This window comes from Cohaesibacter sp. ES.047 (assembly GCF_900215505.1).
Lineage (GTDB): Bacteria > Pseudomonadota > Alphaproteobacteria > Rhizobiales > Cohaesibacteraceae > Cohaesibacter.
In genome coordinates this window covers 1,494,769-1,508,683 of the sequence record NZ_LT907844.1, presented here as the reverse complement: position 1 = coordinate 1,508,683, position 13,915 = coordinate 1,494,769, and the positions used below count along the sequence as shown (strand labels likewise).

At 57.8% G+C, this 13,915-nt stretch carries 12 protein-coding genes and 1 pseudogene; 10 read left to right on the top strand and 3 right to left on the bottom strand.

Annotated elements, in window-relative coordinates; all coding sequences use genetic code 11:
* Positions 1 to 44 precede the first annotated feature (44 nt).
* Positions 45 to 158: pseudogene (locus CPH65_RS24970) on the bottom strand (LysR family transcriptional regulator); the annotation flags it as partial.
* A gap of 264 nt (positions 159 to 422) precedes the next feature.
* Between CPH65_RS24970 and CPH65_RS06770 the strand changes: the two are divergent.
* Both CPH65_RS06770 and CPH65_RS06765 read left to right on the top strand, forming a co-directional pair.
* Positions 423 to 1,157, top strand: coding sequence for a PIG-L deacetylase family protein (locus CPH65_RS06770; protein WP_096172789.1), 735 nt, complete (start codon positions 423 to 425; stop codon positions 1,155 to 1,157).
* Positions 1,157 to 1,828, top strand: a complete 672-nt coding sequence (locus CPH65_RS06765) for a 4-carboxy-4-hydroxy-2-oxoadipate aldolase/oxaloacetate decarboxylase (RefSeq protein WP_096172788.1) — start codon at positions 1,157 to 1,159, stop codon at positions 1,826 to 1,828. Before CPH65_RS06770 ends, CPH65_RS06765 begins: the two co-directional genes overlap by 1 nt.
* A 128-nt stretch (positions 1,829 to 1,956) precedes the next feature.
* On the opposite strand, the gene CPH65_RS06760 is transcribed toward CPH65_RS06765, so the two are convergent.
* Entirely contained in the window at positions 1,957 to 2,892 is a 936-nt protein-coding gene (locus tag CPH65_RS06760) for a LysR substrate-binding domain-containing protein (RefSeq protein ID WP_096172786.1), read from the bottom strand.
* Between the two features lie 137 nt (positions 2,893 to 3,029).
* Between CPH65_RS06760 and CPH65_RS06755 the strand changes: the two genes are divergently transcribed.
* The 7 genes from CPH65_RS06755 (at position 3,030) to CPH65_RS06725 (ending at position 11,991) form a co-directional block, all read left to right on the top strand.
* Positions 3,030 to 3,551, top strand: coding sequence for a hypothetical protein (locus CPH65_RS06755; protein ID WP_096172784.1), 522 nt, complete (start codon positions 3,030 to 3,032; stop codon positions 3,549 to 3,551).
* 4 nt (positions 3,552 to 3,555) lie between these two features.
* Positions 3,556 to 5,079 carry a tripartite tricarboxylate transporter permease gene (locus tag CPH65_RS06750; RefSeq protein WP_096172783.1) on the top strand — a complete coding sequence of 508 codons (1,524 nt, stop codon included), beginning with the start codon at positions 3,556 to 3,558 and terminating at the stop codon, positions 5,077 to 5,079.
* An 81-nt stretch (positions 5,080 to 5,160) separates the two neighbouring features.
* A complete protein-coding gene (locus tag CPH65_RS06745) occupies positions 5,161 to 6,126 on the top strand; it encodes a tripartite tricarboxylate transporter substrate binding protein (protein ID WP_096172782.1) in 966 nt (321 codons plus the stop codon).
* A gap of 99 nt (positions 6,127 to 6,225) precedes the next feature.
* On the top strand, positions 6,226 to 7,368 hold the full coding sequence (locus tag CPH65_RS06740) for a PrpF domain-containing protein (RefSeq protein ID WP_157747550.1): 1,143 nt from the start codon (positions 6,226 to 6,228) through the stop codon (positions 7,366 to 7,368).
* Entirely contained in the window at positions 7,365 to 8,570 is a 1,206-nt protein-coding gene (locus tag CPH65_RS06735; RefSeq protein WP_096172779.1) for a CaiB/BaiF CoA-transferase family protein, read from the top strand. The genes CPH65_RS06740 and CPH65_RS06735 overlap by 4 nt, the downstream gene beginning before the upstream one ends.
* Positions 8,567 to 11,191: an aconitate hydratase AcnA gene (gene acnA, locus CPH65_RS06730; protein ID WP_096172777.1), complete on the top strand. Its 2,625-nt coding sequence runs from the start codon at positions 8,567 to 8,569 to the stop codon at positions 11,189 to 11,191. The genes CPH65_RS06735 and acnA overlap by 4 nt, the downstream gene beginning before the upstream one ends.
* A complete protein-coding gene (locus tag CPH65_RS06725) occupies positions 11,188 to 11,991 on the top strand; it encodes a citryl-CoA lyase (protein ID WP_096172776.1) in 804 nt (267 codons plus the stop codon). Before acnA ends, CPH65_RS06725 begins: the two co-directional genes overlap by 4 nt.
* Here the strand turns inward: CPH65_RS06725 and CPH65_RS06720 are convergent.
* On the bottom strand, positions 11,988 to 12,833 hold the full coding sequence (locus CPH65_RS06720) for an NAD(P)-dependent oxidoreductase (protein ID WP_096172774.1): 846 nt from the start codon (positions 12,831 to 12,833) through the stop codon (positions 11,988 to 11,990). The two genes, CPH65_RS06725 and CPH65_RS06720, sit on opposite strands and share 4 nt — an antisense overlap.
* Positions 12,834 to 13,041: 208 nt before the next feature.
* On the opposite strand from CPH65_RS06720, the gene CPH65_RS06715 reads away from it, so the two are divergent.
* A complete protein-coding gene (locus CPH65_RS06715; RefSeq protein WP_096172773.1) occupies positions 13,042 to 13,746 on the top strand; it encodes a fumarylacetoacetate hydrolase family protein in 705 nt (234 codons plus the stop codon).
* Positions 13,747 to 13,915 lie beyond the last annotated feature (169 nt).

Genomic DNA, 13,915 nt, shown 5'->3' with positions numbered 1-13,915 from the left:
ATCATGCGCTGGCTGCGCACGAAAAGCTTCACTCCGAGCATGCGTTCAAGCTTCAACAAGCTCTGAGTCATGGCGGGCTGAGAAACATGAATATGCTGGCTCGCTTCGGTGATGCTGCCAAACTGACAAATGCTGTCGAATATGTGCAGACTACGCAATTTGGCCAAGGTTCTAAACGCCTTCTGGTTCTAAACTTATAAATTAATTCTAGCCTTAATCTAGAAATAGATCAATTAATACATGTGTTTATAATTTCCCAAGGCCGATCTAGATGCGGATAAATTCAAGAAAATTTCGGTAAATGAATAATTTGAAAATGAATACGGCCTCTTTGAATTGGCTTTTGCTTCGAACCGGTTTCATACTTCTCTCAATCAGTCCGGCAATTTGTCGGAGTATCAGACAGCATTGTGGAGGAATGAATGAACGAGAACAAAACGGCCCTTGTGATCAGTGCGCATTCGGCTGATTTCGTGTGGCGGTGTGGTGGCGCAATCGCACTGCATGCCGATAAGGGATATGACGTCACAGTGGTTTGCCTGTCTTATGGCGAAAGGGGAGAGAGCGCCAAGCTGTGGAAGCAGGAAGGCATGACGCTTGAGAAGGTCAAGATGGAACGGCGCATCGAGGCTGAGAATGCTGCCAAGGCGCTCGGCGTCGCCGACATCCAGTTTTTCGATCTTGGTGATTATCCTTTGGAGCTCGACCGCGATGCGAAATACAAGCTGGTCGACGTCATTCGCAAGACGCAACCCGCCTTCATGCTAAGCCACTCCCGGTTTGACCCCTACAACACCGATCACATGTATACCACACAAGTCGCTCTGGAAGCCCGCATGATCGCTCAGGCCTGGGGCCACAACCCGGGCGAACAAGTTCTGGGGGCGCCGCAGCTCTATCTGTTCGAGCCGCATCAGACCGAGCGGATGGGATGGAAGCCGGACGTGTTCCTTGATATTTCATCGGTTTGGGAGAAGAAGAAGGCCGCCATCGAATGCATGCAGGGTCAGGAGCATCTGTGGCACTATTACACCAACGTGGCGGAGAACCGGGGCAATCACTTCCGCCGCAACTCCGGCGGTCAGGCCGGCGGACGCGCCGCCACGCATGCCGAAGGTTTCGAATCTGTCTTTCCTCGCACCGTGGATGAATTGTGATGGCTGTTGTCGTACAGACTATTGATCGCACACCGCTCACCCAAGTCGATCAACTCGCCCAATTCGGCGTCGCCACCGTCCATGAGGCGCAAGGCCGCACGGGTCTTTTGAAAAGCTACATGCGCCCGATCTATCCCGGCGCGCGGGTCGCAGGCAATGCCGTGACGATTTCAATTCCGCCAGCGGATAACTGGATGATCCATGTCGTGGTGGAGCAATGCCGCGAAGGCGATATTCTCGTCATCTCTCCTACTTCGCTATGTGATGCGGGCTATTTCGGTGAGCTGTTTGCAACGGCCCTGAAGCTGCGCGGTGTGCGGGGCCTCGTCATCGAGGCGGGCGTCAGGGATTTGCGGGAATTGCAGGAAATGGACTTTCCTGTGTGGTCGCGCTTCGTCTCGGCTCAAGGCACGGTCAAGGCGACCCTTGGAGACATCAATGTGCCAATTGTCTGCGCTGGTCAACGGATCTGTCCGGGTGATGTGATTATTGCCGATGATGACGGTGTCTGTGTCGTGCCACAACAGACCGTTGGCAAAGCAATCGAGGCATCAAAAGCACGCGAAGAGAAAGAGGCCCGCAATCGGGCCCGGTTCCTTGCTGGCGAAGTTGGCCTTGATGTTTACGGCATGCGCGAAGAGTTGGCGCTAAAAGGGCTGAAATATGTCTGATGGCATTGGGTGCATGCGGATGCGGGGTGGAACGCCGGAGGGAAGCTAATTCCTTGCTGACGATCTGTCCCGGATCCTCAACAGCGCAATTCCGCAAAAAATAGCCAGTAAGCCAGACCCGTGCCCCTCTAGCTGAATGGGGACTGGATGTCTGGCAAGCCTTCGGGCATCTTGCGGGCCTGCACCAAAACCCATTCGACAAAGGCCCGAACCATCGGATTGTTGATATCCTGCTGCCGAAAGACGAGGCAATATTCGACGGTGCTTCGCGCAACGATATCGAACGGCATGACCATGCGCCCTATATCCAGTTCATCACGCAAAAGCAGCTCCTGCCCGATGACAAACCCGGTGCCTTGTCGCGCAGCCTGATAGGCAAGCGAGGTATTTTCAAACCGCACCCCGTTCTTTCTCACATCAATCGTTTCTATGCCTGCGGTATCACACCACAGTCGCCAAGAATTTTGTTGCAGTTCAGAATAGAAGATCGGAGCATTCAGCAAATCTTTCGGTTCAAAATCACCATAGGACTCAAGGGTCATGGGGCTGCAAACTGGTGCGAAATACCGCCCGAGCATCGGGATCGAGATAAAGCGGTCGTCCTCGACGGGCCCGATTGCCACCGCCACGTCGATCTCGTTATCATCGAAGCGATCGGGGCGGCCCGACGTGAAAATCCTCAGATCAATGTCGGGATGCTGGCCTTGAAACTCGGGCAGAATCGGCATCAGCCAATGGATACAGAGGCTGGGCAGCGCGTTCACCGTCAGGGCCTTTCCTTCGACCAACTGTCTGGTTTCGATGACCGCCCGCTGGATATCATCGAACGCCGCAGAGAGGCGATCCGCGAGCCGTTGACCGGCCGATGTGGCGCTCACTCCGCGGGCATGCCGGACAAACAGCGTCTGCTGCAGATCCTCTTCAAGCGCCGCCAGTTGGCGGCTGACGGCACCGGGGGTGATGTTGAGTTCACGCGCTGCGGCAGAAATCGATCCCTCCTGCAAAGCGATGGCAAGGCAGCGCAGGGCACGAAAACTGGGGATGCGGGTTGGCGTTCGCTTCATGCTTTGACTTTTTCTCAAAGGTTGCTGAAAGTTTTTTCATTGTAAAAACGGTTCAAAATTAGTCAATCTACGAATTGGATATATGAGCCAGGAACAAAGCTTCTTACGTGCTCCGGCTTCATATAGGGGAGGAATACATGACAGGTCTCGAACTACCGACGCACGAAAGTGCATCGGCCAGCACAGCTTTCTTCAGGCGAAACAGAGGCATTTCGCTCATCTTACTGGCAATCACGGGCGCTTTGGCCTTGTCGATCTGGTCTTCGGACTGGGCACACGACGAAGTACGCGACGGCTTCAAGCTTGGGTTCTTCCCGCTGCTGTCGCTGTCGATCATGGGACTGTCGATGTTCGTCATGCTGTTTGACCAACAGGCACAACAGGTCACACCAGAGATCGCGGACCTGCGCTTCATTCACGTGGTGCTGGCCCTGGCAACCATCGCCTATTTCGGCCTCCTGTTCCTGAGTGTCGATCTTCTGGGCTTTGTTCCCGCCTTCACCGTGATCGTTTCAGGCGGCGCGCTGATCCTCGGCTACAAACCGCTCTGGGCTGCGCTGTTTCTTGGCTTGGTGACGGCCAGCGCGCTGCGCGTGCTGCTGATGCTGCTCGATGTATCTGTCAAGGACGGCCCCCTGTCCTTCCTGATCGGAGGATAGACCCATGAGTTTTGATTTTGCCAACATCGGCGAAGCCATCGATTTGGTCTTTGCCCTCAACACCATGATGTGGGCCGTGGTGGGCGTGGCCGTCGGTGTCAGCGTCGGAGCCATGCCCGGGCTCAGCCCGGCCCCTGCCATCGCGCTGCTATTGCCCCTCACCTTCACCATGAGCCTGCCTTCGGCGTTGGGCCTTCTGATCGGTGTCTATAAGGGGGGCATCTACGGCGGTTCGATTTCGGCCATCAGCTTTGCCACACCGGGCACGGCAGAAGCAGGCGCAACTGTGCTCGACGGCTACAAGCTGACGGAACAGGGCAAGGGCCGCAAAGCCTTGCAAATGGCACTCTACGCCTCGGTCACCGCCGACCTTTTAACTTCGCTGCTCACCGTGTTTCTGGCCCCGTCACTGGCGCTTGTCGCGTTGAAGTTCGGACCTTCAGAGCGGCTCTGGCTGATCATTCTGGCCATCACGCTGGTGGGAGCCCTGTCAGGGGAGCATTTCGCGAAGGGCATTTTTGCCGCCGCCCTCGGCCTCTTCATCGGCACAATCGGCTCTGATCCGGTCAGCATGGTCCCGCGCAACACTTTCGGCCAATGGTGGCTTTCAGATGGCGTGCATCTCATTCCGCTGATCATCGGCCTATTTGCCATCGCCAACATGATTGAACGGATCATCGAAATCATCATGGCGCGCAGGTCCCGATCCGAAAAATCCGAACGGATCATGGCGCAGCTGTCCAAAAAGGAGGAAGGCCTGACCTTCCGCGAATATCTCAGTGCCAAAAAGGAAATTGCCATTGGCACCGGTGTTGGTGCCTTCGCCGGGATCCTGCCCGGACTTGGAGCGACAGTGGGAGCCTTTCTGTCTTATGGCGTGGCGCGCCAGCTATCGCCGGAGAAGAACCTTGGCACTGGCCGCCTTGAAGGGGTCGCCGCGGCGGAAGCGGGCAACAATGCCACTGCCGGACCGACCCTCATTCCGCTGCTTGCCTTTGGCATTCCGGGCGGCACGATTGCCGCGATGCTCGGCGGCGCGCTCGCCATTCAGGGCGTGCAGGCAGGCCCGCGGATGTTCGAGCTGTTTCCGGTTCAGGTCTACTCGCTGTTCATCATCCTGATTGTTGCCAACGTGCTTGTTCTCTTCTTTGGCTATACGATGTCCGGCCTGTTCGCCAAGCTCGGCACCCTCAAGCCGCAAATGCTGGTGCCCGTCATCATGGCAATGGCGCTGGTGGGAGCCTTTGCCTACCAGAAGAGCGGCTATGACGTGGCAATGGCCCTGTTCTTTGGGATCATGGGGTGGCTGATGAAGCTGGCCCGCATCCCCGTTGCGCCCCTGATCATCACATTCCTGCTGACACCGCTTGCAGAGCAGAATCTGCGTCGCGCTCTGCTCATCAACCGGGGCGTTTGGAATGAAGCCCTGTTCGGCTCATGGCTTGCCATCGGCCTTGCCGTTGCCGCTGCCGTCCTGCTCGTGCTTTTGAGCCGTGCCCAATTGGGCCGCCGCATGAAGGGAGGCTGACACATTGAAGAACCAGCCGGGCCTGAGTGCGCCGGCACCAAACCAGAAATTGATACTTGAGAATAAGGGAGGAGTTTTCTCATGAAAAGACGTCTATTCATTGGCCTCGCCGCTGCCACTTTGGCCATCGCAGGGACCAGCTTCACCAGTCAGGCACAGGATGCCAGTGCCTTTCCGGAAAAATCAATCCAGTTCGTCGTGCCATACAGCGCCGGTGGCGGTCAGGACCGTTGGGCCCGCATGGTCTCTTCGGGTGCCTCATCCCATTTCGGCCATTCCCTCAATGTGGAAGTTCGGGCCGGGGCCGGTGGCACGATCGGTTGGCGCTATTTGTTGGACCAGCCCGCGGACGGTTACACCATCATGATCGGATCACTCAGCCCGATGATCTCAGTACTCAGCGAACCGAACTCGCCGATCAAGATTGATGACATCAAGATCGTCAACATTCTTTCGGACTTCAACCCGCACGTCATGACGTTGCCGGGTGGTGGTTTCGAGAGTTGGGACAAGATGAAGGCCTATGCTGAGGAAAACCCGGGCAAACTGACAGTCGGCGGCACGCTGGCTCAGGCTCTTGCCGCAGCAGCTGTCTTCAAGGAAGCCGGTCTTGATGCGACCTTCATTCCCTATCCGGGCACCAGTGCCGCTGTGACCGATATGCTCGGCGGGCATATTGATGCCGCCGTGGTCACACCCGCAACCGCCGTGTCTCTTGGTGAAAAGGCCATTCCTGTTCTCAACGTGGGCAACCAGCAGAACAGCGAGAACCTGACCAAGGACCTTGGCGTTCAGGTGCCATGGGTTGGCGATCTTGGCTATCAGGGCGTTGCCCAGCCTCGCTGGATCGGCGTGCATCCGGATACGCCGGACGAACTCGTCGCCAAACTGGAAGCCGGTCTGAAAGCCACACTTGATGACAAATCGGTTGCTTCCCTGATCAAGAATATCGGCGAAGAGGTGATCTATTCCGACACCGCCAAGGCTCAGGCCACCTATGATCGCCTGATCAATGTCGTCAAGGAAAACCTGTCGCTGATGCAGTGATCAAGGTCCGAACCTTGTGCAGGCGGCAAACGGGTCGCCTGCACCCCTAATTATCAGGATGTGGGAGCAAGCAGAATGCCTATCAGTCGGACTTTGAACATGCGCAGTATCGACGCCAAGATCATGCGCGGCGGATCGTCCAAGGGCGTTTTTCTGGACATACGCGATCTGCCAGAAGCCGGGCCGGAACGGGACGAAGTCGTCCTTGGGGTTTTCGGTTCTCCGGATCGGCGTCAGATTGACGGGTTGGGCGGTGCCGACAAATTGACGAGCAAGGTGGCCGTCATGGGTCCTCCAACGCGGGAGGATTGCGACATCGACTATCTGTTCGGTCAGGTCAATACGGAATTGCCGCGCATCGACTGGTCGTCAAACTGCGGGAACATCTCATCCGGCGCTGCCCTTTATGGCGCACTGCAAGGGGTCGGAAGGGACATGGGGGACCATGTCATCATCAACGTGCATCAGGTCAATACCGGCAGGAAGCTGGTCACGAGCGTTCCGATGAGGAACGGCTCCCCTGCTGTGGAGGGCGATTTTGCCATCGGCGGCGTTCCGGGCTCAGGTGCCCGCATCGATGTCGATTTCGGTGAGTTTGCCGGCTCCGCCCTTGGTGGCGAGGTTCTGCCGACAGGCAACGCCTGTGAGACAATCGACGTTCCCGGCATCGGCAATCTAGACATCTCCATCGTTGACATGGCCAATCTGCATATCTTCGTGCGGGCCAGCGATATCGGCCTTGCTACAGATCTTTCCATCTATGACCTGCAGGCAGATGAAGCGCTGGTCGGACGGCTCGAAGCGGTGCGCAAGGCTGTTGCGGCGCATGTCGGCTTCATCACGGGCCCCAATGCCGACGAAGAGCTGAAGGTCTCGATGAACCCGTTGATCTTCGCAGTCGCCTCGCCTTGCGACTATATGTCGAACGACGGATCACTGATCAAGGCGAGCGAGTATGACCTCTTCTCGCGCTCTTTGTCGCGTTTCGAATTTTCAAAAGCCTATCCCGGTTCGGGTGCTGCAGGCACCTCGGTCGCGGCAGGCATTCCCGGCAACCTTGCCGCCGACGCCGCGGGCGACATCGGTCAGAGCAAAGGTGTTTTCGGGATCAGGGTTGGCCATCCCGGCGGTGTGCTGGAAGTCGCAGCTGAAGTGGATACCAGCGACGGGATCACGGTCTCAAAAGCTCTCATTGGCCGGACAGCCCGGCTTCTGATGGACGGTAAGGCATATTTCAAATGACACAAGTAGGACCACTGGACGGGATCCGTGTGATCGATTTTGGTCACACGGTCATGGGGCCGTGCGCCGCCCTCATCCTCGCAGATTTAGGCGCTGACGTCATACGCGTTGAACCGGCTGGCAAGGGTGATCCGACCCGCCGCCTGAAGGGATTTGGCACCGGCTATTTTCCTTTCTTCAACCGCAACAAGCGCTCTCTTTCGGTCGATTTGAAATCGCCGGAGGGCCTGAAGGTGGTCAAGGACCTGCTCTCAACGGCTGACGTGCTTATCGAGAATTTCGGGCCGGGAACCATCGACCGGCTTGGTCTGGGTTATGACGCCTTGAAGGACGATTGCCCGCGTCTGATCTATCTGTCACTGAAGGGTTTTCTGCCCGGCCTTTACGAAAAACGCACAGCTCTTGATGAAGTTGTGCAAATGATGTCCGGCCTTGCCTATATGACCGGCCCACCGGGTCAGCCGTTGCGGGCTGGCTCCTCCGTGATCGACATCATGGGCGGCATGTTCGGCGTCATCGCGGTCCTTGCCGCCTTGCGTGAACGGGACAGCACCGGCAAGGGGCAGTTGGTTCGCAGCTCGCTGTTCGAAAGCGCGGTGTTCCTGATGGGGCAGCATCTTGCCTATGCCTCCTACTCAGATAGACCGGTCCCCCCGATGCCCGCAAGGGTGTCAGCCTGGGCGATCTATGACCAGTTTCACACCTTGGACGATGAAACCGTGTTTCTTGGCGTCACCTCGGATCGCCAATGGCCCGCATTCTGTCGCGCGTTTGATCGGGACGATCTGCTTGAGAATGAGAGTCTGAAGACCAATGGTGAGCGCATTGATGCTGCCGACTGGCTGAAGCCGGATCTTGCGGCCATGATCAAGGACATGACACTGGCAGAGGTCGAGCGCCGCGCCCTTGAGGCCGAGGTTCCGTTTGCTCATGTTGCCCGCCCCGAAGATCTGTTCGACCATCCCCATCTTTCCTCTCGTCATGGTTTGTTGCCCACCATGCTGCCGGGCGGTGTGCAATCGACACTCCCTGCCCTGCCACTGGAGATGGAGCGTTTCCAGCCGGGCCTTCATGCCAATCCGCCCCTTCAGGGCGCTGATAGCGCAGCCATTCTTGCCGAGCTTGGTCTCAGCTCCGAGAGCATCGCACATCTGATCAAGGAAGGCATTGTGGTCACCCAGCAAGAAAGGGCGGAAAAATGACGGACAGTTTCTCCACCTTTTCATCATCAGGCGATCATAGGATCGTGGACATGAAGCGGGCAGAAGCAGCCCTTCCCGGTCTTGATCGAAAGCCACTTGCCATTCGGCTGATCGTTGAAAACCTCTTGCGCAATGAAGACGGGGTTTCTGTCACGGCTGAAGATATCCGGCGTGTGGCCGCAAGTGCGAGTGGCGATGTCAACGAGATTGCCTTCCGGCCATCGCGGGTGCTGATGCAGGATTACGCGGGCACGCCGGCACTCATCGATCTCGCGGCCCTTCGGGACAAGGCGGTTGCGGTGGGTCTTGCGCCAGACAGCATCAACCCGCAGGTCCCCTCGGATCTTGTCATCGACCATTCCGTCATGGTGCATAATGCTCGCTCACCGGACGCATTTGAGCAGAATCTGCAGCGCGAGCTCGCAGACAACGCGGAACGCTTCGCCTTTCTCAAATGGGCCGAAGGAGCCTTCTCAGGTCTTCACGTCGTCCCGCCGGGACAGGGGATCATCCATCAGATCAATATCGAATATCTCGCCGAAGTGGTATCCGAACGGACCAGCGGTGCCAACAAGTGGCTGATGCCTGACACCGTGATCGGGACGGACAGTCATACCACCATGGTCAACGGGCTTGGTGTGCTCGGCTGGGGTGTGGGCGGCATCGAAGCCGAAGCGGTGATGCTCGGGGAGCCGATCTCGATGCTGATCCCGCCGGTCATTGGCGTCCGGCTGACCGGAGACCTCTCCGCAGGCATTCTGGCGACGGATCTCGCGCTGCATCTCACCGAGATTTTCAGAAAGCATGGCGTTGTTGGTGCCATCCTCGAATTCTTTGGCCCCGGCGTCAAAGCCCTACCGGTCGCCGACCGAACGACCATCGCGAATATGAGCCCTGAATTCGGATCGATGGCAGCCTTGTTCCCGCCAGATCTCAAAACCATGGACTACCTGCAATTGACCGGGCGGGCACCCGACAGCGTTGCCAACATCGCCTCTTACCTCAAGTCCAACGGGTTCTGGGCTGATGACGAGCGCCCAACAGATTATGCGGACGTGATTGAAATCGACCTGTCGAAGGTCAGGCATGTCATCGCCGGACCAAAGCGCCCCGAAGAGCGCCGGGATCTTTCGAGCTTGCCTGCGACAGTCCCCGAGCCGGCACAGGCTGGCCCGACACTAAACGACGGGGATATCGTCATTGCCGCCATTACCTCCTGTACGATCACGTCCAACCCGAAGGCCATGATCGCAGCGGGCTTGATCGCCCGGAACGCCCGCAAGCACGGGCTCAAGGTGCCAGACCGGATCAAGACCTCCCTCGCTCCGGGGTCTCGGGTCGTGCGGGACTATCTACAAGAAGCGGGTCTGCTTGAAGAGTTGGCCGGGCTGGGCTTCGAGATCGTCGGCTTTGGCTGCACCACCTGCGTTGGCAACTCGGGCGATTTGCAGGAGACCATTGCCAAGGAGATTGATGCCGAGAACCTCAATGTCGCGGCGGTCTTGTCCGGCAACCGCAATTTCGAGGGCCGCATCCACGGCAAGGTTCGCCTCAACTATCTGATGGCTCCACCGATGGTCATCGCTTACGCCCTTGCGGGAACTGTCTGCAAGGATCTGGCGGTCGAGCCAATCGGCATGAATGAACAGGGTGAGCCGGTGATGCTTTCTGACATTTGGCCCGATGCATCGGAGATCGAACAGTTGGTGGCGAAAAAGGTTACGTCGAGCCAGTTCCAAGACCGCTATGACAAGGTGTTCGAAGGTGGGGCTGGCTGGCAAGCGCTGGCTGCTCCCGATGGAAGCGTCTTTCCATGGTCGCCGGGCAGCACGTATTTTCAGCGCCCGCCCTTCTTCGATCTGCCGCCGTTGTTCACCGACGGTCATGCCATGCTCAAGGAGGCAAGACCGCTGTTGATCCTTGGCGATCACATAACGACAGACCACATTTCGCCAGTTGGTGCGATTGCAAATGACAGCCCCGCAGCTGACTACCTGCGCGACCATGATGTTGTCCCTCGTGATTTTAACGCCTATGGCGCGCGTCGCGGGGATCACAACATCATGGTACGCGGGACTTTTGCCAACACCCGCCTCACCAACACCATGGTGGATCGCACCGGTGGCTGGACCCGGATCATGCCGGACGGTCAAGAGGCGAGTGTTTTTGAGGCCTCGGAGACCTATGCCAAACGCAAGGAGCCCATCGTTGTGGTGGCCGGGCGCAATTATGGGGCAGGCTCGGCCCGGGACTGGGCCGCAAAGGGCACCCGCCTTCTGGGCTGCGCTGCCGTGATCGCGAAGAGCTTTGAGCGGATCCATCGCTCCAACCTCGTACGGCTCGGTGTTCTGCCGTTGCAGTTTACCGATGAAGCCGAAGCGGATGCGCTCGGGATCACACCGGAGGACCGGATATCGCTCGACAGCGACTTTCAGACCCTCGAACCCTTGCAAGAGCTTGATCTCAAGATCACGGGGCCTGCTGGCGAACGGATCGCGAAAGTGATTGCACGTGTCGATACGCTCGACGAGCTGAGATGCCTGAAGGCTGGCGGCATTCTGCCAAGCGTTGCCAAGAAGCTTTTGTCGCAACAAGAAAAGCAAGAGGATACAGCATCATGACCGACTGGAAAGACAAGGCGGAAGCCTGGTGGGAGACCTCCATCATCGAAATGTCGCCGGGTGTCATTCGCTATCATGGCGAAGCCATCGAAGATCTGATTGGCACCCTCAGCTTCCCCGAAATGATCTGGTTCATGTTGCGGGGCGAGCATCCGCTCAAGGGGCAGGCTAACTTGCTTGGATGTGCCCTTGTCGCAGCGGTCGATCACGGCCCGCAAGCCCCCTCTATCGCAATTGCCCGAATGGCGGCGACTTGCGGCATCGGCATCAACGGAGCGATGGCGTCTGCGGTCAATGCCCTGGGAGATGTGCATGGGGGCGCGGGCGAACAGGCGGTCGAGTTCTATCAGAACGTTGCGGCTCTTTCCGATGAGATGACGCTCTGCGAAGCTGTGTCCCGTGAGATGGATGCCCTGATGGCCACAGGTCAGAAATTCGTGCCCGGCTTCGGCCATCGGTTCCACCCCATCGATCCACGGGCGCCAAGATTGCTCTCTCTGGTCGATAGCGCTGCTAAGGAGGGATTGGTCTCCGGGCGGTTCGCGGCCATTGGACGCGCCGTCGAGGAAGAGCTTGAGCGGCGCAAGGGGCGGCGCATCCCGATGAACATCGACGGAGCCACGGCGGTTGTTTATGCCGAACTCGATTTCCCGCCACCGCTCTGTCGCGGTCTGTTCATCCTCAGCCGCTCGGTCGGTGTGCTCGCGCACACGTGGGAGCAGATGCAGCGGGGGGAACGCAACAAGGGTCCGCTCCCCCGGGATGCAACCTGGCACTATACGCCCAAGGCGAAGGACTAACTCTCCTTGCGCGCGAGAAATCTGTCGAGGGAGCTAACCTGCTCCTTCGCGCCAGCGTAATCATCGGCGAGTGCCTGATAGAGGTCCGCCATGCCCTGCCAAAGCTTGTATTCGGGCCGATCCTTGCCAAGAAATTCTGCTATTTCGCGCATTTCATCCACCCAGCGATAGGCCTTGGGATACATTCTCGGGAGCGCGCCTTCGGCCTGCTTTTGGGCGGCGGGTCGGCTGCGGACCATCTCGGCATGGAGTTCCGCCCCGATGCCATTGCGCTCTGCGGCGCTCATCATCGCCGCCATCAGGCCCGTCTCGCCCTTGTTCATGGCGCCGTAGCACAGTTTCAACGCCGATGCGGCACCGATATCGCCTTTGATGGCATGAATATCGAGCCCGAAATCGTTGAGGCAGAGTGCCTCTTGCGCCAACTCACCAGATATATAGAGCCGTGGCCGGGATTTGCCCGGTTTTGGCGCGCCACCAATGATGCCGCCATCAACGGCACGCATGCCCGCCTTGCTCACCCTCGTGCAGGCCTCCACTGTCGTCGATGGACTGATGGCGTTGAGTTCAAGGAAAAGGGGAGACGCACCAACCGGCAAGGCATCCGCGAGGCGTCCGGCCACCTCAAGGGCAATTCCGGGCGGAACGATGGAGAGGATGATGTCAGCAGCGGCAATCTTCGACCAGCTAACGTCTTTCATGCCAAAGGACTTGGCCCGATCCTTGGTTGTCTGGCTGCGCCCCTCGGTGCAGGTCAACACTTTCGCACCATGGTCGGTGAGCACGCCCCCGACGCCGCCGCCCATCTCCCCGGCCAATGGTATTGCAATGGTCTTTGTCATGTCTTTCTTCCCTCTTTCTATCGTTATGAAATCTGATATTGATCCACCCTCGCAAAACGGCCAGACTGATGGTCTTGAGCGCCATCTTCATGCGGGCACCTGCCGCCCGGTACCAACTATGTGCAGCGTCTATTGACGAGGGCATCAACTCCGGTATTTAATTGATTCTAAACATCTATCCCGTCTTACTATCTCATCAGGTTTCACCATGAATAACAAGAAGACTGACCCAATCTATGCCATTACCCAGCCGGCTGTTCCGACTTTGCCCATCACCGGCTCGGAGACGGTTTTTCCAATCAGACGGGTCTATTGTGTCGGGCGCAACTATGCTGCTCATGCCATCGAGATGGGGCACGATCCCGACCGTGAGCTGCCCTTCTTCTTCCAGAAAAATCCGGACAACATCCTCTACGGAAAGGACTTCCCCTACCCGCCTCTGAGCAAGGATGTGCATTTTGAGGTGGAATTGTTCGTGACGCTGAAGGCTGGCGGGTGTGATATTCCCGTCGACGCCGCGAACAGCCTCATTTTCGGCTATGGTGTCGGTGTCGACTTCACACGCAGAGACCTTCAGGCTCAGGCCAAGAAACAGGGCCGCCCTTGGGCCGCCGCCAAGGCGTTTGAAGCATCTGCCCCCGCCTCAGCGATCGTTCCTGCCGACATGATTCCTACCCTTGCGAAAAAACGCATCTGGCTTGAGAAAAATGGCGCGGTTCAACAGGATAGCGATCTTGATCATCTGATCTGGGCTGTGCCGGAAGTGATCAGCGAGCTATCCAAGCAATTTGAGCTGGCCGCCGGTGATGTCATCTTTACCGGCACACCCGCCGGTGTCGGCTCCGTGGATGTGGGAGACAGCATTCATTGCGCGGTCGAAGATATCGCAGATCTGTCCTTTAAGGTCGTTTGAGGACAAGACGGATCTGAGCACCAACGCCCGGTCAAATGGCCGTAAAACCTATACAAATCCCGTTCAGGCAACCGGAAGAGATGGCCTGATACCAAACCCGAGCTTTTGAAAGCCGCCGTTGAGCCAAGCTGCAGCATAGGCAGTTAAAACCCGGCCGCTTTGCGGATGG